Source organism: Thioalkalivibrio sp. (assembly GCF_041690275.1).
Classification (GTDB): Bacteria; Pseudomonadota; Gammaproteobacteria; order Ectothiorhodospirales; family Ectothiorhodospiraceae; genus Thioalkalivibrio.
On record NZ_JAWLHP010000028.1, the window covers coordinates 17,055 to 36,945 of the forward strand.

At 70.3% G+C, this 19,891-nt stretch carries 19 protein-coding genes; all 19 read right to left on the minus strand.

The window, feature by feature from the left end; all coding sequences use genetic code 11:
- Positions 1-14: 14 nt before the first annotated feature.
- Complete coding sequence (gene flhF, locus ACESMN_RS07140) at positions 15-1,340, minus strand: flagellar biosynthesis protein FlhF (protein WP_373052904.1); 1,326 nt, start codon at positions 1,338-1,340, stop codon at positions 15-17.
- A 138-nt stretch (positions 1,341-1,478) separates the two neighbouring features.
- Positions 1,479-3,569 carry a flagellar biosynthesis protein FlhA gene (gene flhA, locus ACESMN_RS07145; protein ID WP_373052905.1) on the minus strand — a complete coding sequence of 697 codons (2,091 nt, stop codon included), beginning with the start codon at positions 3,567-3,569 and terminating at the stop codon, positions 1,479-1,481.
- A gap of 3 nt (positions 3,570-3,572) precedes the next feature.
- Positions 3,573-4,724 carry a flagellar biosynthesis protein FlhB gene (gene flhB, locus ACESMN_RS07150; protein ID WP_373052906.1) on the minus strand — a complete coding sequence of 384 codons (1,152 nt, stop codon included), beginning with the start codon at positions 4,722-4,724 and terminating at the stop codon, positions 3,573-3,575.
- 3 nt (positions 4,725-4,727) lie between these two features.
- Positions 4,728-5,501 (minus strand): flagellar biosynthetic protein FliR, encoded by a 774-nt coding sequence (gene fliR / locus ACESMN_RS07155; protein WP_373052907.1) that lies wholly within the window; start codon positions 5,499-5,501, stop codon positions 4,728-4,730.
- 24 nt (positions 5,502-5,525) lie between these two features.
- Positions 5,526-5,795, minus strand: a complete 270-nt coding sequence (fliQ, locus tag ACESMN_RS07160) for a flagellar biosynthesis protein FliQ (protein WP_373052908.1) — start codon at positions 5,793-5,795, stop codon at positions 5,526-5,528.
- Positions 5,796-5,849: 54 nt separating this feature from the next.
- On the minus strand, positions 5,850-6,599 hold the full coding sequence (gene fliP, locus ACESMN_RS07165) for a flagellar type III secretion system pore protein FliP (protein WP_373052909.1): 750 nt from the start codon (positions 6,597-6,599) through the stop codon (positions 5,850-5,852).
- On the minus strand, positions 6,596-7,096 hold the full coding sequence (gene fliO, locus ACESMN_RS07170) for a flagellar biosynthetic protein FliO (protein ID WP_373052910.1): 501 nt from the start codon (positions 7,094-7,096) through the stop codon (positions 6,596-6,598). The genes fliP and fliO overlap by 4 nt, the downstream gene beginning before the upstream one ends.
- Positions 7,096-7,539: a flagellar motor switch protein FliN gene (gene fliN, locus ACESMN_RS07175; protein ID WP_373052911.1), complete on the minus strand. Its 444-nt coding sequence runs from the start codon at positions 7,537-7,539 to the stop codon at positions 7,096-7,098. The genes fliO and fliN overlap by 1 nt, the downstream gene beginning before the upstream one ends.
- A gap of 21 nt (positions 7,540-7,560) precedes the next feature.
- Positions 7,561-8,541, minus strand: coding sequence for a flagellar motor switch protein FliM (gene fliM / locus ACESMN_RS07180; protein WP_373052912.1), 981 nt, complete (start codon positions 8,539-8,541; stop codon positions 7,561-7,563).
- A gap of 7 nt (positions 8,542-8,548) precedes the next feature.
- Positions 8,549-9,058, minus strand: coding sequence for a flagellar basal body-associated protein FliL (fliL, locus tag ACESMN_RS07185; protein WP_373052913.1), 510 nt, complete (start codon positions 9,056-9,058; stop codon positions 8,549-8,551).
- Positions 9,059-9,629: 571 nt separating this feature from the next.
- The gene (locus ACESMN_RS07190; protein ID WP_373052914.1) at positions 9,630-10,856 is read right to left on the minus strand and encodes a flagellar hook-length control protein FliK; all 1,227 of its coding nucleotides are present in this window, start codon (positions 10,854-10,856) and stop codon (positions 9,630-9,632) included.
- Positions 10,857-10,970: 114 nt separating this feature from the next.
- On the minus strand, positions 10,971-11,405 hold the full coding sequence (gene fliJ / locus ACESMN_RS07195) for a flagellar export protein FliJ (protein WP_373052915.1): 435 nt from the start codon (positions 11,403-11,405) through the stop codon (positions 10,971-10,973).
- Between the two features lie 35 nt (positions 11,406-11,440).
- The gene (fliI, locus tag ACESMN_RS07200) at positions 11,441-12,853 is read right to left on the minus strand and encodes a flagellar protein export ATPase FliI (protein WP_373052916.1); all 1,413 of its coding nucleotides are present in this window, start codon (positions 12,851-12,853) and stop codon (positions 11,441-11,443) included.
- Entirely contained in the window at positions 12,850-13,614 is a 765-nt protein-coding gene (locus tag ACESMN_RS07205) for a flagellar assembly protein FliH (protein ID WP_373052917.1), read from the minus strand. Before ACESMN_RS07205 ends, fliI begins: the two co-directional genes overlap by 4 nt.
- 87 nt (positions 13,615-13,701) lie before the next feature.
- Positions 13,702-14,718 carry a flagellar motor switch protein FliG gene (gene fliG, locus ACESMN_RS07210; RefSeq protein WP_373052918.1) on the minus strand — a complete coding sequence of 339 codons (1,017 nt, stop codon included), beginning with the start codon at positions 14,716-14,718 and terminating at the stop codon, positions 13,702-13,704.
- Positions 14,702-16,369, minus strand: coding sequence for a flagellar basal-body MS-ring/collar protein FliF (gene fliF / locus ACESMN_RS07215; RefSeq protein ID WP_373052919.1), 1,668 nt, complete (start codon positions 16,367-16,369; stop codon positions 14,702-14,704). Before fliF ends, fliG begins: the two co-directional genes overlap by 17 nt.
- A gap of 36 nt (positions 16,370-16,405) precedes the next feature.
- Positions 16,406-16,723, minus strand: coding sequence for a flagellar hook-basal body complex protein FliE (gene fliE, locus ACESMN_RS07220; RefSeq protein ID WP_373052920.1), 318 nt, complete (start codon positions 16,721-16,723; stop codon positions 16,406-16,408).
- A 62-nt stretch (positions 16,724-16,785) separates the two neighbouring features.
- On the minus strand, positions 16,786-18,117 hold the full coding sequence (locus ACESMN_RS07225) for a sigma-54-dependent transcriptional regulator (RefSeq protein WP_373052921.1): 1,332 nt from the start codon (positions 18,115-18,117) through the stop codon (positions 16,786-16,788).
- A 147-nt stretch (positions 18,118-18,264) separates the two neighbouring features.
- On the minus strand, positions 18,265-19,749 hold the full coding sequence (locus ACESMN_RS07230; RefSeq protein WP_373052922.1) for a sigma-54 dependent transcriptional regulator: 1,485 nt from the start codon (positions 19,747-19,749) through the stop codon (positions 18,265-18,267).
- Positions 19,750-19,891: the final 142 nt, after the last annotated feature.

Consider the following 19,891-nt stretch of genomic DNA (forward strand, 5'->3'; position numbering starts at 1 on the left):
CGGCGGCCTGGTCTTCACGCTGATACATGGTTGTCAGAATCCGGGTTGTGGAGGACACGCGGGTCACCCGGCACGCGCTCCTCGGGGGTTTCGGATGCCAGTGCGACCGCGCGGCCGACCAGCCGCGCCGCCCTCGCCGGCTGCAGATCCTCGGGCACCCGCTGCCCGCCGCTCAGGTACATCAGCGGCAGGTCGGCGGCACACAGGGCCGAGAGCAGGGGTCCGAGGCTTGCCGCCTCGTCCAGCCGGGTGACCACCGCACCGGCCGGACGCAGGCAGTCGAAGGAGCGGAAGGTCTCCCGCAGCACCTGCTGCTGCGTGGTGGCCGCGACCACCAGCAGGCTGCGCAGACTCGGCAGCGCCGCCAGTCCGGCCAGCTCCTCGGCGATCCGCAGGTCGCGCTGGCCCATGCCGGCAGTATCGACGAACACCCGACGCTTGTCCCCCAGCCCCATCAGCACGTCCCCGAGCTCCTGACCCGTCTGTGCCAGGAACACCGGCACGTCCAGTATCTGGCCGAAGGTCTGCAGCTGGCGGTGGGCCCCGATCCGGTAGGCATCGGTGGTCACCAGGGCCACGGACCCGGCCCCGTGCCGCCGCACCTCACGTGCCGCCAGTTTCGCGACGGTGGTGGTCTTGCCCACGCCATTCGGCCCGACCAGCGCGATGATACCCTCGCCCTCCAGCGACGTCTCGGGCGCGACCCGGATCCGCCCCGCGAGGCGGTCCAGCGCCTCGCGCCAGGCGGCGTCTCCGGCTTCCGTGTCGGAGACGTCCGCGGCGACCGCCCGGGCCAGCCCCTCCTCGATACCCAGCCGTTCCAGGCGGCGGATGATCCGGGCGCGTCCGGGCTCGCGCCGGCGGAGGTCGTTCCAGCCGAGGCTGGCCAGCTGACCCTCCAGCATCGAGCGCAGGTGTTCGATCTCGCGCTGCATCGCCGCCAGCGTGGGGCTCTCGCTGCGTGCCGGTTCCCGCTCCGGGCGCTCCAGCGTCGCCCGCGGCGCCGGAGGCGGCGCCTCGCGCACCCTGAGTGGCTCCAGCATCTCCACGTCCCCGGCCGCCGAGACGTCCGCCGAGACGTCCGCCGGGCCCTCCGGCGATGGCTCGGCGTCGGGTTCCGGCAGCCGCCCGGGATCCGGCTCGCAGACCGAATCGAGCGGATGGCTCCCGGCGGGCTCGGCGGCGCTGAAGGCGGACTCGTCGTAGTCCACCGCAGTCACGAGTTCGACCCCGCTCTCCACCCGGCGGCTGGAGAGGATCACCGCCTCGGGTCCCTGCTCGTCCCGCACCAGCCGGATCGCCTGGCGCATGTCCGGTGCGAAAAAGCGCCGGATCTTCATGATTCCGGATACTCAGTGGCGGCTGCGTCGACCGCGGCCCGCCGCGACCGGCCGGCACCGTAGCGGGACCGCATTGCCGTGCCGCGGCAGCCCTGCCGCCATCCAGTCGCAATCTCGGTTCCGTTCATCGTCGCCCCCCTACTTGCGTTCTTCCCGTCCCACCGTGGCCACCACGCGGATCCGCCTGGTGTCCGGGATCTCCGTGTAGGCCAGCACATGCAGCCCTCTCACGGCCGATCTCAGCCAGCGCGACACCCAGACCCGGATGTCCGGAGAGACCACCACCACGGTGGGCTCTCCCGCCATCTCCTGCCGCTGGGCGGCCTCGGCGATGGACTTCTGGAGCCGCTCGGCGAGTCCGGGTTCGATGCCCGGGCCGCTGCCGCCGGCCGCCTGAGCGGATTTCTGCAAGATCTGTTCCAGTGACGGGTCGAGCGCGATCAGCGGCAGCTCCGACGCGGTCCCCGCGATGTTCTGCACGATCGCGGGCGACAGCGAGACCCGGACGGCGGCGGTCAGAACGCCGGGATCCTGACTCTTGGCGCCGTGTTCCGCCAAGGTTTCGGCGATGGTCCGGGTGTCCCGGATAGAGACCTGCTCCTCCAGCAGGTTCTGCATCACGCGCAGCACCACGCCCAGACCGATGGTCTTCGGCACCAGGTTCTCCACCAGCTTCGGCGACTGCCGCGCCAGCGCGTCCAGCATGTGCTGGACCTCCTCGTGGCCCAGGAGCTTCTGCGCGTGTTCCTTGAGCACCTGCGACAGGTGCGTGGCCACGACCGTACCGGCGTCGACGACCGTGTAACCGAGGCCCTGCGCCTGCTCGCGCAGCGCGGGATCGATCCAGACCGCCTCCAGTCCGAAGGTCGGATCCTTCGTCGCCGTTCCCTGGATCTCGCCGAAGACGCGTCCGGGATTGATCGCCAGTTCCTGATCCGGGAAGACCTCTCCCTCGCCGACGGTCACGCCGGTCAGCGTGACGCGGTAGTGGTTCGGGCCGAGATCCAGGTCGTCGCGGATGTGCACCGGCTGGATCAGGAAGCCCAGTTCCTGGGAGAGCTTGCGTCTTACGCCCTTGATGCGCCCCATCAGCTGTCCGCCCTGGCTGCGGTCCACCAGCGGGATCAGCCGATAGCCGACCTCCAGGCCGACCAGGTCGACCGGGGGCACGTCCTCCCACGACAGGTCGCGCAGCTCGGGGCTCGAGGTCGGGCCGGAGGTCACCACCGGCTCCAGGTCCGCCGCCTCCGCGGCCCGGCGCTGGGCGGTGAGGTAGGCGCTCGAGGCCATCAGGCCGGCGAGCGAGACGAAGACCATGTTCGGCATCCCCGGCACCAGGCCGAGGGAACCGACCACGCCCGCGGCGACATACATCGCCTTCGGGGTCTCGAACATCTGCTGGAAGACCTGCCGGCCCATGTCCTGGGAGGCGGAGACGCGGGTGACGATGATCGCGGTGGCCGAGGACAGCAGCAGCGACGGGATCTGCGCCACCAGTCCGTCGCCGATGGTCAGCAGCACGTAGTTCGTCGCCGCGTCCTCCAGGGCCATCGCGTGCTGCATGGTGCCGATCACCAGACCGCCGATCACGTTGATCGCGAGGATCAGGATGCCGGCGATCGCGTCGCCGCGCACGAACTTGCTCGCACCGTCCATCGAACCGTAGAAGTCCGCCTCCTGCGCCACCTCGTCGCGGCGCCGGCGCGCCTCGTCCTGCGAGATCAGGCCCGAGTTCAGATCCGCGTCGATGGCCATCTGCTTCCCGGGCATCGCGTCCAGGGTGAAGCGCGCACTGACCTCGGACACCCGCCCGGCGCCCTTGGTCACCACCACGAAGTTGATGATCACCAGGATCAGGAACACCACCAGGCCGACCGCGTAATTGCCGCCCACCACGAAGTCGCCGAAGGCCTGGATCACGTTGCCCGCCGCCTCGGTCCCGGTGTGCCCGTTCAGCAGGATCACCCGCGTGGAGGCGACGTTCAGCGCCAGGCGCAGCAGCGTGGCCACCAGCAGCACGGTGGGAAACACCGCGAACTCGAGCGGACGCGGGGTGTACACCGCGACCAGGATCACCACCAGGGACAGCGCGATGTTGAAGGTGAACAGCACGTCGAGCGCCAGCGGCGGCAGCGGGATCACCAGCATGGTGAGCAGCGCCATCAGCAGCAGCGGCGTGACCATGCCGGCCTTGCCGACGTGTCGAAGGGCGTTCGCGAAGGCGTTCATCGATCAGTCCTCTGGCGGGCGCGCGCGCCGCTGCAGCTCGTCGGGCACGGGAAGGTCGGTCGGCGGTTCGGGCTGGCGCGCGCCCGCCTGGCCGGCGGTCCGCAGCTGGTAGACGTAGGCCAGCACGTGGGCCACCGCGACGTACAGCCCCGCCGGAATCTCCTGGTCCACGCGGGTGCTGAAGTACAGGGCCCGGGCCAGCGGCGGCGCCGAGAACAGCGGCACCCCCGCCGCACGGGCCCGTTCGCGGATCTCGGCCGCCACCAGGTCCGCGCCCTTGGCCACGACCCGCGGCGCCCGCATGCCCTCCTGGTCGTAGCGCAGCGCCACCGCGTAGTGCGTCGGGTTGGTGACCACCACGTCCGCCTTCGGCACCTCGGCCATCATGCGCCGCGACGCCATCTCCTGCTGGGTCTGCCGGATCCGGCTCTTGACCTCGGGCTTGCCCTCGGTCTCCTTGAATTCGTCCTTGACCTGCTGCTTGGTCATGCGCAGCTCCTTGTGGTGGTTCCAGAGCTGGAAGGGCACGTCCACCAGCGCGACCAGGATCAGGGTCGCGGACAGGGTCAGGAAGGTCCAGCCGATCATGTAGCCCGCGTGCATCAGCCCGCGCTCCAGCGGCTGGTGCCCGAGTCCGATCAGCGAGTCCGAGAGCTGCCACAGCAGCGCGCCGGAGATTGCCGCGATCAGCACGAACTTGACCAGTGTCTTGCCGAACTCCATCAGCCCCTGCAGCGAGAAGATGCGCTTCAGGCCCGAGCCCGGGTTCAGCTTGCTCCACTTCGGCGCCGCCGCCTTGGCCGAGAACCGGCCGCCGCCCAGTGCGACCGGGCCGAGCACGGCGGCGATCATCAGCACCAGGAACAGCGGCAGGAGCATCACGAGCCCCTCGGTGATGCGCATCTGCAGCATCGTGTGCAGCGCGCCGGGATCGAACAGCAGCTCGCGTTCCAATGTCCAGCTGCGCCGCAGGATCTCCTGCAGACCCGCGAAGATGGGTCCGCCCATCAGCAGCAGACCCCCGGCACCCGCGAGCAGCACCAGGGTGGTGTTCAGCTCGCGCGAGTTCGCGACCTGCCCCTTCTCCTGGGCCTCGCGCAACCGCTTCGGGGTCGGTTGTTCGGTCTTCTCCTGGGAGGTGTCGTTCTCGGCCATCGCCTAGCGCCCGGTGGTCTGACCGATCAGCGTGAAGCCGTCGGCGAGGAGTTCGGTGAACTGCGGCACCAGTACCGGCAGCGTGAGCAACAGCAGCACGAAGCCGAGCAGGATCATCATCGGGAAACCCACCGCGAAGATGTTCAGCTGCGGCGCCGCGCGCGTGACCACGCCCATGGCAAGGTTCACCAGCAGCATGGCGGCCACCGCAGGCAGGGCCACCAGCAGCCCGTAGACGAACATGGTGCTGCCCCAGCTCACCAGGGCCCAGAGATCCGCCCGCACGATCCCGTCGACCGCGATGGGCATGCTGTGGAAGCTCATCAGGGTCAGTTCGATCAGCGCCACGTGACCGTTCAGCGCGAGAAAGATCAGCGTCGACATGATCACGAAATAGCTGGAGACCACGGGGACCTGCACGCCCTGCTGCGGGTCCATCATCGACGCGAAGCCGAGGCCCATGGACAGCGCGATGGTCTCGCCGGCCTGCGTCATCGCGCTGAAGACCATCTGCAGCACGAAGCCGATGGTCAGGCCGATCAGGATCTGCTGCACGCTGATCACCAGCCCGGCGAGACTCAGGGGCTCCACCGCCGGCGGCAACGGGATCAGCGGCGCCACGATCAGCGCGAGCAGCAGGGCGAAGGCGAGCCGGATCCGCACCGTCACCATGCGCGCGCCGAACAGCGGCGCGGCGATCAGCATCGCGCCAATCCGCAGGAAGGGCCACAGGAGCGACCCGACCCAGGCGGTGATCTCGGCGGTGGTGAAGTGCATCCTCGCGGTCTCCCGGGTGCCCGTCTAGCCGATCATTCCGGGGATCGCCTCGTACAGGCGCAGCGTGTAGTCGACGACCAGGCCCAGCATCCAGTTGCCGGCAAGCGCCAGCGCCACGAACATCCCCAGCAGCTTCGGGATGAACGACAGGGTCATCTCCTGGATCTGGGTGGCGGCCTGGATCATGCCGATCGCCAGCCCGACCGCCAGCGCGGTCAGCAGCACCGGCGCGCTCAGCAGCACCATCACCAGCAGTGCCTCGCGTCCGATCTCGACGACGGTCTCGGGGGTCATGATCGGGTCACCTCCTGGCAACGGCTGCCGCCGGCGCGAATGCCGCGGCGGGGTTCATGTGAAGAAACTGGAGGCGAGGGTGCCCATGATCAGCGCCCACCCGTCCACCAGCACGAAGAGCATCACCTTGAAGGGCAGCGAGATGATCAGCGGCGAGAGCATCACCATGCCCATCGACATCAGTACGCCGGCCACCACGAGATCGATGATCAGAAACGGGATCAGGATCAGGAAGCCGATCTGGAAGGCGGTCTTCAGCTCACTGGTCACGAAGGACGCGATCAGCAGCGTGAAGGGCACGTCGTCCGGAGACTCGAAACCGTCGCGTCCGCTGATGCGGGCGAACATCGCGAGGTCGTTCTCGCGGGTCTGGGCCAGCATGAATTCGCGGATCGGACCGCTCGCCTCGACCACCGCCTGTTCCGGACCCAGCTGCTCCTGCATGTAGGGTTCCACCGCGGCCGAGTGGACCCGGTCGAAGACCGGCGTCATCACGAACAGGGTCAGGAACAGCGCCAGTCCGATCAGGACCTGGTTGGAGGGGGTCTGCTGGGTCCCGAGGCCCTGGCGCAGCAGGGCCAGCACGATGATGATCCGGGTGAACGAGGTCAGCATGATCAGACCGGCCGGCAGCAGGCTGAGCAGGGTCATCAGGATCAGGATCTGCAGCGTGACCGAGTAGGTCTGCTCGCCCTCGGCGCCGGTGGTCACGTTCAGCACCTCCAGACCCGACTGCCCCCAGGCCGGCTGGATCGAGACACCCAGCAGGAGCAGCACCGGCAGCACGAAATTGCCGAGCCTCATGGCGTCTGCTCCCGGTTCAGCGCCGCGCGCAGGCGGCGGGCGAAGGGGGAGTCCGAGCGCGCGGCGCCCTCCTGCGCAGCCCGGCCCTCGACGCGGATCGGCTCCTCCAGCACGTGCAGGGCCTGCACGCGGCCCGGGGCCACGCCGACCAGCAGCTGCCGTTCGCCCACCTGGACCAGCACCATGCGCTCGCGCGAGCCCAGGGAGATGCCTCCCAGCACCCGGAAGTCGCTGCCCAGGCGCGACTGCACCCCCCCGACCCGGCGCATCAGGAAGGCCAGGACCAGGATGGCCGCGATCACCACGATCAGCCCCACCAGCAGCTGCGCCAGATAGGCGGCGTCGATTCCGGCGCCGGCGGGGACCGGCCATGCGCCCCCGGAGGCCTCGGCCGCCAGCGTGCCCGGAAGCAGCACCGCGACCACCGCGGCCGCGGCACGGGCCCCGCGGCGCCGATGCGCGGCGCCGGGCCACCGTCTGTTGCCGGGAACCGTCATCACTTCAGCTTCTTCACGCGCTCGGCGGGGCTGATCACGTCGGTGAGCCGGATGCCGAACTTCTCGTTGACCACCACGACCTCGCCGTGCGCGATCAGTGTGCCGTTCACGAACACGTCCAGCGGTTCCCCGGCCAGCCGGTCCAGTTCGACGATCGATCCCTGGTTGAGCTGCAGGAGGCTGCGGATCGCGATTCGGGTTCGCCCGATCTCCGCGGAGAGGGTCACCGGGATATCCAGCACCACCTCCAGGTTCGCTTCGTCCCTCTTCCCCGAGACCGGGGGCTCATCGGCCAGCGATTCGAAGCTCGCCTTCTCGAAGGACTCGCGTTCCGGAGCGCGCGCCCCGGTGTGACCGGCGCCGTCATCCTGGGGGCCCCTGCGGGACGCGGAGGCGTCGACCGGCGGTTCCTGTCCGGTGTCCTGGTTCTTGTCGTCGCTCATGACTCGTGATCCTCTGAATGGTCAGTTCGAGCGCGATATGCGCTCGGTCACCTGGATGGCGTTCCTGCCGCCGGAGATCCCGAAGCGGCCGCGGGCGACGGGTATGCCCTCCGCGCGCAGCAGGTGCTGCCGGGGGAGTTCCACCGGGATGATGTCGCCCGCCTTCAGCCGCATCACCTGCCCCAGCGTCAGGCTGGCCTCCGTCAGCAGCGCCACGGCCTCGACCTCGGCGGTGTCCAGTTCGTCGCGCAGGCCGCGGACCCAGCGCTGGTCCTGGTCCGGACGGTCGCTCTGGAAGCCGGCGTCGAGCACCTCGCGAATCGGTTCGATCATGAAATAGGGGAAGGTCACGTGGAGGTCGCCGCCGCCGCCATCGAGGTCGACCCGGAAGCTCATCACCATCACCACCTCCGACGGGCTCACGATGCCGGTGTACTCCGGATTCACCTCCGAGCTGACATACTCGAAATCGAGCTCGGTCACCGGCGTCCACGCCTTCTTCAGGTCGGTGAAGACCTGATCCAGCATCACCCGGATCACCCGGATCTCGGTCGCGGTGAACTCCCGGTCCTCGATCTTCGCGCTGTAGCGGCCATCGCCGCCGAAGAAGTTGTCGACCAGGATCGAGACCAGCTGCGGGTCCAGCACGAACAGGGCCGTCCCGTGCAGCGGGCGGACCTTCACGGTATTCAGGCTGGTCGGCGCGGCCAGGGAGTGGACGTACTCCGAGAACTTGGTCATATGCACGCCGTTCAGCGCGATCTCCGCGTTTCGGCGCATCAGCCGGAAGAGGCTGATGCGCAGGAAGCGGGCGAAGCGCTCGTTGATCATCTCCAGCGTGGGCATCCGTCCTCGGACGATGCGCTCCTTGCTGGTGAAGTCGTAGGGGCGCGCGATTCCGTCGCGGGCCTGCAGGTCCGTCTCGGTGTCCACCTCGCCGCTGTCGACGCCCTCTAGCAGGGCGTCGATCTCTTCCTGGGAGAGCAGTTCTTCGGGTGCCATCGCGGCCTCACTGCATCACGAAGGAGGTGAAGTAGATCGACTCGACCCCGGGATCCCCGGTGCTGCGCTCGAGTACGGCCCGGATCGTCTCGAGCATCTCCTGGCGCGTCTGCTCCTTGCCCTCCGCGCTGTTGAGCTGCTCGTAGTTCTTGCCGCTGAGCAACATGATCAGGTCGTTCCGGATCATCGGGCTGTGCTGATCCACCGCCTCCATCGCCTTCGGATCGCGCAGCGCCATCACCACGCCCACCTGCACGAAGCGGATGCGCCCCGGTCCCTCGATGTTGCCGAGCAGCTCCGGCTCGAGGGCCTTGTAGACCAGCGGCCGCTTGGTCTCCGCGGCGGCCGGATCGGCCAGCTCCTGGTCGCCGCCGAGGGCGAAATAGAGGACACCGCCGACGGTGCCGCCGCCCAGCAGAACCACCACCAGGATCACCACCACCCACTTCAGCGCCCTGCCCTTCGGTTGCGCCGCCTCCGTGCCCTCGGCCAGGTTCAGATCGTCTTTTTCCGCCATGTCGCTCCCACCCCTTCTACGCTGCAAGGGGTGGAGCAAATGACGTGCCAGTCACTCGGATAGGAGGATTTGCATTGTTTTTCAGATGGATGGCGGATCAATCCAAGCCGTCCGTCGAGGTTTTGACGGGCGCCGGCCGGGGCGGGTGCCGGAATGCCGGCGCGTGGCGTGGAGTCGCTGCAGTGCCCCGGGGCATGCAAGCGCAAGCCTATGGAGTGCGGCGGCTTGCGGCCGCCTTGCCCTGCAGGAGGCTCGCCTCCTGCCACGAAGGCAGGCCTCCGGACACCGGAGGAAAGATTTGCGACTCGGTGCGGGCCACGCTGGGCGTGCGGGCCGGCCAGGCGCTGTCGCAGCGTCCCGGTGCGGCCCCCGCGGGACGCCGTGAATACCTCCCTGTAGGCTTGACGGCAGCATCCCTGCTGCCGACACCCGCGGGGGACCGCACGGGACGCCACTCGACCCACGGACCCCCCTCGCAAGAGCGGTCCGACGCCCTCGGCCCCAGACCGCAATGCGCCGGCCCTCACCCCGACGATGGACCCCCTCCCCCGCTTGCGGGGGAGGGGGGAAATCAGGCGTAGTAGTCGACCAGACCCTGGACAGCCGGGGGCCCGGACCGGGTTGCGCCGGCATCCGCTTCCCCGGCGCTGCCGTCCGCTGTGCCGGGCAACTGCGCCCCGTGCCCGCGGCTGCCGTCGGTGCCCCCCCGCTCCCTGCCGTCCTCGCTGACATTCACGTCGCCGAGGTTCAGGCCGCTCTCGGCGAACATCTCGCGCAGCCGCGGCAACGCCGCCTCCACCGCCTCGCGCGTCGTCGCCTGGGGCGCGATGATGTTCAGGTGCGTGCGATCGCCGTCCACCTGCAGGCGGACCTCCAGCGGTCCGAGGTGGGGCGGGCTGAGCTTCAGCTCCGCGGCCTGCAGGTTCTGGTTGACCATCCAGCGGATCCCGTTGCCGAGTGCCCGGTCCCAGCCGGGCTGCTGGAGCGGCACATCCACATGGAAGATCCGGGCGCCGGGGGCGCTGGCCGATCCGGGCTGACTGCCGGTGGCGGCATCGCCCGGGGCGGTCGTGATCCCCGCGGTCGATGCCGCCTGCGGTCCGGCATCCGCAAGCCGCGCCTCGAGCAGGCCGCGCATGGAGGCGGCGTCGCCGGCGCCGGCACCCGGCAGCCCCGCGGCAAGCGCGGCATCGGGCAGGCGCGCGTCCGCGAACAGCGCGGAGAATCCGGGCAGCGGTCCCGCCGCCGTCTCGGTGCCCGGACCGCCGGTCACGACCCCCGGCAGGAGGGAGAATGGCGCCGCCGCAGCCGGCCGCGCGTCCACGGGCGGCGCCGCGGACCCACCCTGCAGTCCGGCGAGCATCTCGCCGAGCCGGGCCCGAAGCGCGGCCAGGTCGTCGCCGGTGCCTTCGCCGGCCGCGGCCGGGCGACCGGCGGCGGCCGCGTGCAGGGCCGCCGCCAGCAGCTCGAGGGGATGGGTGCCCTCGCCCCCCGCGATCGAATCCGGCTGCAACAGGTCGGACTCCAGCCCGAGACCCGGTGGAAGCGGCAACGCGCTGCCGTCTTCCGGCAGCCCATCGCCGCCGAGCTCCGCCGCCAGCAGGGGCGTCAGATCCTCGACCGAGACGTCCTCCGGCAGGGCCGCGGCGACCGCCTCCAGCTGCTCCAGCTGCGCCGCCAGCCGGGTCCAGAAATCGCCCCCGGGCGCCCCGTCCCGCCCCTGTGGCGCGACGCCGAGGTCATCCAGGGCCTGCAGCAGCTGGGAGGGCAGGTTTGTCGGGAGTGCTGATGTCTGCATCGGATTGTTCCAGGACAGGGACCGCGTCACGCCGGTCGTGCGCCGGGGTTCACCGGCAGGACCGCCGGGTCTTCCACCAGCGGTATCCAAGTTTCATGCCACACGCGGCCGGCCTCAGCGTCGCCGGGACCCGATGCGCTGACCGAACTCGTCGCTCTCGGCCTGGTCGCGGCGCTTCTCCTCCAGGTGTTCCTCCTCCTGGAAGCGCTCCATCGCCTTGCCCACCGCGTCCTGGTGCACCCGGCACTCGGTCCAGTGGCCGCGGCTCTGCTCGAGTTCGGCGCGCGCCCGCTCCACCCGCGCCGCCTGTTCCTCGATGGCCTCGTTCAGCCGGGACAGGAACAGTCGATAGTCGCGGACATTCAGGCCGATCCACTCCGCGCCGTCCTCGAAGCGGCTGGCATAGTCGCCCCGGTACTCGGTCAGCTGCTCCAGCCGGCGCAGCTGTTCCTCCAGCGCCCGCTGACGCTCGCCGAGGGTTCGCGCGGCGTCCTGCTGGCGGCTCTCGGCCACCCGGGCGACGGGTTGCATGCGTTTCGAGCGTGTCATCGTCTTCTGAAGGCTCCCTGGTCAAGGCTGGTGGTTCACGGGTTGGCCGGCACTGCCTGGCCATCGTCGGTCGCGGATGCGGATTCCTCGCCGCCGGTCAGGGCGTCGAGCTGCCGGACGCTCTCGCGGAAGGCGACCGGCTCGTGCATGTCCTGCTGCAGATAGGCCTCCAGCCGCGGGAAGTATTCGATCGCGGCGTCGACGCGGGGATCGGAACCCCGCTGGTACGCCCCGACGCTGATCAGGTCCCGGTTGTGCTGGTAGGTGGCGTAGACCTGCTTGAACAGGCGCGCGGCCTGGATCTGGCCCGGGTCGGCGATCTCGTTCATCAGACGGCTGATGGAGGCCTCGATGTCCACCGCGGGGTAGCGCCCCGACTCGGCGATGCGGCGCGACAGGACCACGTGGCCGTCCAGGATCGCGCGGGCGGCGTCGGCAATCGGGTCGTTGTGGTCGTCGCCCTCGGTCAGCACCGTGTAGAAGGCGGTGATCGAGCCCTGATTCCGTTCCCCGTTGCCCGCGCGCTCCACCAGCTGGGGCAGTCGTGCAAAGACCGACGGCGTGTAGCCCTTGGTCGCGGGTGGCTCGCCGATCGCCAGCGCGATCTCGCGCTGCGCCTGGGCGAACCGGGTCAGCGAGTCCATCAGCAGCAGTACGTTGCGCCCGCGGTCGCGGAAGTGTTCGGCAATGGAGGTCGCAAGCATCGCGCCGTGCAGGCGCATCAGCGGCGAGTGATCGGCGGGCACCGCCACCACGACCGCGCGGGCCATGCCCTCGGGTCCGAGGATGTTCTGGACGAACTCGTTCACCTCGCGGCCGCGTTCGCCGATCAGCCCGACCACGGTGATGTCCGCCTCCGTGTAGCGCGTCATCATCCCGAGCAGCACGCTCTTGCCCACGCCGCTGCCTGCGAACAGTCCCATGCGCTGTCCCCGCCCGACGGTCAGCAGCCCGTTGATCGCCCGCACCCCGACGTCCAGGGGTTCGTGGATCGGGTGGCGCGCCAGCGGGTTGATCGGCCGTCCGTCCAGCGACGCGCGTTCCTCGCAGGCCAGCGGCCCGCGTCCGTCCAGCGGCCGCCCGGTACCGTCCAGCACGCGCCCGAGGAGACCCTCTCCGACCAGCACCTCCCGGTTGTGCTGGGTCGGGATCACCCGGGCACCGGGCGTCATGCCGCTGATCGATCCCACGGGCATCAGGTAGACCCGCTCCCCGGCGAAGCCGACCACCTCGGCCTCCACCTCGGCACCACCCATGCCCACCACGCGGCAGCGCCCCCCGACCGGAATCTGCAGGCCCTCCGCCTCCAGCGTCAGCCCCACCATGCGCACCAGCCGGCCCTCGGCGGTGAGCAGCGTCGCGCGCTCCGCCCGCCGCCGGAAGCGGCCCAGCGACGCGCCCAGCGCGGCGGTGCGGCGCTCCGGATCCAGGGCGGCGGGGAGCGTCACAACCCGGCCTCCGGGCCGGTGTCCTTCGGCCTGTCGGTGCGCCGTTCCGGCGCCTGCCCGTCCTCACGGCGTTCGCCGCCCCACATCCCGGCGATCACGGCATTGAGCCGGCTCTCCACCGTTGCATCCACGCGGGAGGTGTCCGTCTCCAGCCAGGCCCCGCCCCGGGACAGGGTCGGATCCTCGAACACCTTCCAGGGCTGCTCCAGTTCGGACAGGTGCAGGGCCTCGCGCACGATGCGCGCGTCCTCGGGATGCAGGTGCAGCCGCACCCGACGATCGGAACTGGGCAGCAGCGCGAAGGCCTCGCGCACCGCGGCGACGATCTGGCCGGGCTCGGTGCGCAGCTCGCGCCGCACCAGCTGGCGGGCCACGGTGACCGCGAGGGTCACCAGTTCCTGCTCCAGGCGCCGGTCCAGGCCCTCGACGGACGGCACCAGGGAATCGAGCACGCGCGCGAGGTTCTCGGCCTCGGCCTGCACGGCCGCGAAGCCCTCGCGCCGGCCCGCCGCCTCGCCCTCCCGGAAGCCCTCCTCGCGCGCCTCCTGCTGGATCCGCTCGATCTCTTCGATGGTCATCGGCGGCGGCGCCGCGGCCTCGGCCGGCTCGGCGGCGGCGGCCGGGACCGCCGCGTCCCCGGACGGCTGCGCGCGCTCGTCCCTGGCCGGCGGCCGCCGGACCGGGTCGCCCACCTCCGGTGCCTGCCAGCGCCTCACCGCGTCGCCGGAATCGCCGTCCATCACCTGTCGCTCCATCTTCATCCCTTCCTCACCGGATCGCCGCATGCCGGCCGGGCAAGGCCATCCGGCGCGGGTTCAGAGCCGCGCCCGGGACCGGCCCGGAGCCGCTCAGACAAACTCCTCGCCTCCCTTGCCGCCGAGCATGATCTCGCCGTTCTCGGACATGCGCCGCGCCACGGTCAGGATCTCCTTCTGCGCCGACTCGACCTCGCTGAGCCGCACCGGGCCGCGCGCGTCGAGGTCGTCGCGCAGCATCTCCGCCGCGCGCTTCGACATGTTGCGGAAGATCTTCTCGCGCACCGGCTCGTCGGCCCCCTTCAGCGCCAGCACCAGCGAGTCGCTGGTGATCTCGCGCAGCAGGGTCTGGATGCTGCGGTCGTCCACCTCGAGCAGGTTGTCGAAGACGAACATCAGATCCTCCACCTGCTGCGACAGGCCCTCGTCCGTCTCGCGGATGCGCTCGATGATCTCGGCCTCCTGGGACGGATCCATGAAGTTCAGGATCTCCGCCGCGCTCTTCACGCCGCCAACGGCCGAGGCCTGGGCGGTCGGATCCCCGGCGAACTGCTGCTCCAGGATCTCGTCGAGCTGCTGCAGCGCGGTGGGCTGGATGTCGTCGAGGCTGGCCACCCGCATCAGGATGTCCGACTGCAGCTGCGGCGGCAGCAGACCCAGCACCTCGGCCGCGTGGTCGGGGTCGAGATAGGACAGCACGATGGCCACGATCTGCGGGTGCTCCTTGCGGATCACCCCGACGACGGCGCGCGGGTCCATGCGCTTGAGCGCCTCCAGACCCTTGGAGTTGCGGCCGAGCAGGATGCGGTTGATCAGTCCGCCGGCCTTCTCCTCGCCCAGCGCCGAGTTCAGCACATTGCGGATGTACTCCTCCGAACCGACGCCCAGCGCGGTCTCGTTGCCGACCGCCCGCACGAACTCGTCGAGCACCTCGCCCACCTCGGTCCGGGACACGTTGCTCAGGTTGGCCATCGCGGTACCGAGGCGCTGCACCTCCTTCGGACCCAGGTGCCGCAGCACCTCGGCGGCCGCCTCCTCGCCGAGACTCATCAGGAAGACGGCGGCGCGCTCGCCGCCGCTGCGTGAACCGTGATCAGACTGCTCCGCCATCGCTCGCCATCCAGTTCTTCATCAGTTGCGCCACGCGCCGGGGGTCCTCGCGCACGATGTTGCGCGCCGCCTCGAGGTTGTTGTCGTAGCTGCGTTGGGCCGCCTGGGGCCCGGCGAGCGCCTTGTGCGCCTCCTGCCCGACCCCGGGGGCCTCCGCGGTGCCGACCGCGCCCGCGCCCTCGTCGGTCAGCGCGAGGCGCGCCAGGTCCTCTCCTTCCTGTCGGGATGCGACACCGCGCTCCGCCAGCGACCGCAGCAGCGGACGCACCACCGTCAACGCCAGCACCACCACCATGATCACCGCGAGCACGGTCTTGGTCAGGTCCATGACCCAGGGCTCCTGCCACAGCGGGGCCTCGGGCAGCGGCTCGGGCGTCTCCACCGGCCGGAAGGAGGCATTGATCACGTTCACGCTGTCGCCGCGCTCGGCGTCGAAGCCGACCGCCTCGCGCACCAGGGTGGTGATCCGTGCCATTTCGTCGTCGCTCAGCGGGCCGCGTTCGAGCACGCCCTCCGCGTTGGGACGCTCCTGGTGATCCACCACCACGGCCACCGACAGCCGCTGCACGCCGCCCGGCGCCTCCCGGATGTGGCTCACGGTGCGGTCGAGCTCGAAGTTCCGCACCGAGCGCCGGCTCACCGAACCCGGCTGATCCTGCTGGACCCCGGCCTCACCGGCCTCGCCGATCACGCCGGTCTCCGGCGGCTGGTTGGACAGGGCGCCGGGCACGCCCGCCATCCCGCGGTCGCGGCGCTCGTCCTCGGAGATCTGTTCGCTGCGCACCGCCGAACGCTCCGGGTCATAGGCCTCGGTGGTGCGCTCGACGCGCGAGAAGTCCACTTCGGCGGCCACCTGCGCGCGGATCGCGTCGCTCCCGACGATCGGGCTGATGATGTCCATGATCCGCCGCACGTAGCCCTCTTCCAGGCGGCGCGTGAAGTCCAGCTGCCGGCCGCTCCCGGCAAGCCCGTCCATGTGGCTGTGGGGCTGGGTCAGCAGACGCCCGCGCTGGTCCACCACCGTCACGTTCTCGGGATTCAGGTCGGGGATGCTGGACGAAACCAGGTGCACGATGCCGGCGGCCCGGCCCTCGTCCAGCGAGCGGCCGGCATAGAGGTTCACCAGCACCGACGCCGTCGGCTGGCTGCGCTCGCGCACGAAGACCGACTGACGCGGGAGGGCGAGATGCACGCGCGCGCTCTCGACGCTGTTGAGCGTGGCGATGGACCGTGCCAGTTCCCCCTCGATCGCGCGGTGGTAGCGGGCATCCTCGATCAGGCGGCTGGTGCCCAGCCCCTGGTCCTTTTCCAGCAACTCGAAGCCGAACCCGGAGGCCTTCGGCAGGCCCTCGGTCGCCAGCTTGAGCCGCGCCTCGTGCAGCTGCGCGGCGGGAACCTGCACCGCGCCGGAGACCGGATCGAGCCGGAACGGGACCCCGCTCTGTTCGAGGGCCTCCAGCACCTGGGCACTCTCCTGCTCCGGCAGATTCGGGAAGAGCACCACGTAATTCGGCCGCGTGAGCCAGAGCACGAGGCTCACCACCAGGGTGAGGGCCGCCGCAAGCGCCACGATCAGCCCGATCTGGCGTTCAAGCGGCAGGCTCACAAGCCCGCGGAACTGGTCGTTGATGACTGCGAGTGAGCTGGCCATGGTTGCGCTTCCGTCCTCCGTTCAGAAAGGTCCCGTTCAGACCTGCATCCGCATGACTTGCTGATAGGCGGAAAGCAGGCGGTTGCGCACCTGGTTGACCGCCTCGAAGGAAACGCTCGACTTCTGCGACGCCACCATGACCTCCGCGAGGCTGACATTGGGGTCACCGGTCTCAAAGGCCTTGCGGAGGTCGCTCGCGGCGCTCTGCGTCTCGCTGACCTGATCGAGGCTCTGCTTGAGCAGGTTGGCGAAGTCCGGACGCCCGGCCTCGGTGGGCGCCGCGCCCTCGAGGCCGGCGCTCTGCGCCAGGGCCCGCATCTGGGCCAGGACCTGGTTGATCTGCATATCGCTCATCTCTAATCCCTCGACATCACATTGGCTGTTTTCTTCAGGCTATTGTTTTTCAGAATACAGACTCAGGGAATCGCGAGTCCTGCCTCGCGCAGCCGGGCCAGCTTGTAGCGCAGCGTGCGCGGGCTGATGCCCAGGCGCGCGGCCGCGTCCTTGCGGCTGCCGCGCTCGGCGTGCAGCGCGCCCAGGATCAGCTGTTCCTCGCGGGTGCGCAGGCCATCGCCGAGCACCCGGATCTCGGGCGCCGCGGCCACCGCGGCCTCCCCGTCGCCCGGCGCCACGGTGTCCAGCCGGATGCTGGCGGCGTCGATGCCCCGGCCCGAGCGCAGGATCAGCGCCCGCTGCAGCACGTTGTCGAGCTCGCGCACGTTGCCTGGCCAGGCATGGCTCATCAGCTGCGCGGCCGCGCAGGGCATCAGCTCGGGTGCCTCGATGCCGCGCCCCTGGCGGGCCAGGAAGTGCCGCGCGAGCGGCAGGATGTCGCCCGGACGCTCCCGCAGCGGCGGGATCGTCAGCGGGAAGACGCTGAGACGGTAGTAGAGGTCCTCGCGGAAGCGGCCTGCCTGCACCTCGGCGCGGAGGTCCCGGTTCGAGGTGGCGAGCACGCGCACATCCAGCGCGATCGGGCGCTTGCCGCCCAGACGTTCGACCTCGCGCTCCTGCAGCACCCGCAGCAGCTTGCCCTGCAGCGCGAGGTCCATCTCCGAGATCTCGTCGAGGAGCAGGGTGCCGCCTTCGGCGAGCTCGAACTTTCCGGGCCGGGCCTCGTGGGCACCGGTAAAGGCGCCGCGTTCGTGGCCGAACAGCACCGCCTCCAGCATGTTCTCGGGGATCGCCGCGCAGTTGATCGCAACGAACGGGCCCGCCGAGCGCCGCGAGCGGGTGTGCAGGTAGCGGGCGAAGACCTCCTTGCCCACGCCGGACTCGCCGTTCAGCATCACGGTGACCTCGGAGCCCGCGACGCGCGTGGCGAGTTCCAGCAGCTCCAGGCTGCGCGGATCCTCCAGCACCGGTCCGTCCGGCCCGCCGCCGTCGATGCCGAACTGCCGGACCCGGTCCGCGACCGCGCCGGCGCCGAAGGGCTTCACCAGGAAGTCCGTGGCCCCCGCGCGCATCGCGGCCACCGCGGTCTCGACGCTGCCATCGGCGCTGGTCAGCACGATCGGCAGCTCCGGGTGACGGCCGCGTGCCTGGCGCAGAAACTCCATCCCGCCGATCGGCCCGGCCTCGCGGCTGGCGAAGGCGATCGCGATCGCCTCGCGGCCCAGCCATCCCAGCCCCCGGGAGCCCTGATCGGTATCGAGGACCCGGCAACCATCACCGGCGAGGTGTTCGCGGACCCGGGCACGCAGGTCGGGATCCTCGTCCACCAGCAAGATCGCAGGCGCTTCGATCATCCGTTACATCCTCCCCTTTCCATCGGTGCCGCCAGCGACGGAACGCCGTCGCCCGATTCGGCTCACGAGGGAGGAAGCAGGAATGATGCCAGATGGATTTTTTCTTTCAGATACAGGGGGAAGGAGCGCCCTGCCGGTGACCGGACGTCAATTTTCCGGCACGTCCTCGGGGCGGGCGATGCCGAACTTGCGGATCTTCTCGACCAGCGTCGTGCGGCGCATCCCGAGCCGCTTCGCCGCGTGCGCGACCACGCCGTCGGACTCGTCCAGCGCGCGGCGGATCAGCCCCATCTCGAGGTCGTTCAGGTATTCCTTCAGGTCGATCCCGTCCTGCGGGAGATGCGGCTCGACACCCGCTGCCGGCTGCGCCATCGCCGGCGAGAACCCGTCGTCGGAGAGGTCGTCGGACGACGCGTCGTCCGCAAGGCCCGCGCGGAACTTCGGCGGCAGATCCTCCAGGGACACCGTCTCCCCCGGGTGCAGGATCGCCAGCCGCTCCACCAGATTGGCCAGCTCGCGCACGTTACCCGGCCAGGGGTACACGGACAGTGCCCGCAGCGCCGAGGCCCCGAGCCGGACGGTCGCCCGGCCCTCCCCCTCCATCCGCGCGGTGAGTTCCGCGATCAGCAGCGGCAGGTCGCCCAGCCGCTGACGCAGCGGCGGCATGTCGATCGGGAAGACGTTCAGGCGGTAGTAGAGGTCCTCGCGGAAGGTGCCGTCGTCGATCGCGGTGTCGAGATCGCGGTGGGTGGCCGCGATGATGCGCACGTCGCAGGCGATGCTGCGGTTGCTCCCGACCCGCTCGATGGTGCGCTCCTGCAGCACGCGCAGCAGCTTCACCTGCATCGGCAGCGGCATGTCGCCGATCTCGTCGAGAAACAGCGTGCCGCCCTCCGCCATCTCGAAGCGTCCCTGCCGGGCGGTCAGGGCCCCGGTGAAGGCGCCCTTCTCGTGCCCGAACAGCTCGCTCTCGAGCAGGTCGGCCGGGATCGCGCCGCAGTTCACCGCGACGAAGGGGCGGCGCTTGCGACTGGAGGCGCGGTGAATGTTGCGCGCCACCACCTCCTTGCCGGTGCCGGTCTCGCCGAGGATCAGCACGTTGGCATCGGTGGCCGCGACCTGGGTCATCAGGCGGCGGATCTTCTGGACTGCCGGGCTGCAGCCGACCAGCGAGCGGAAGAGCTCCACGGTCCGGCTGCCATCGTCGAGTCCGCCGTTCGCCGCCGCGTGCCGCGCGCAGCGCAGCGCGTCCGCCAGCTCCGGGTAGCGCACCGGCAGTCCCACGCGCCGCACCACCTGTGCCCGGGCCGCCTTGGTCAGTGCCGGGAACTCGGCCTCCTCGCCGACCAGCACCACCGGCACGCCCGGCGCGAGCTCGGGCAGGTTGTTCAGCAGCTCGAAGAGCGCCTCGCCCAGGCAGCCGCTGACCACCATTGCCAGCAGCCCGTCCGTCGCCAGGGCCTCCGGATCCGGCGGGGCGCGGTGGGATTCGGGCTCGCACTCGAGGAACTCGAGCACCGTCTCGAGCCGCGCGGCGCGGTCGGACTGGCCCGCGGCCAGCAGCACCCTGCAGGGCAGCGGTCTCACCGCACCGGGATCGTGCTCGCGGGAAATCTCTTCGCTCACGCTCATGGGCTTCCGGAGTTCGGGACGGCCGGGCCGGGTCACTGGACACGCCGGCGGCAGCCATGGCCGCCGGGCAGCGTTCGAGCGGTATGGTAGGGCTTTTGCGGCGGCCGTGCCACACGGAGCCGCTTCGCCGTAGGGTGGGCCA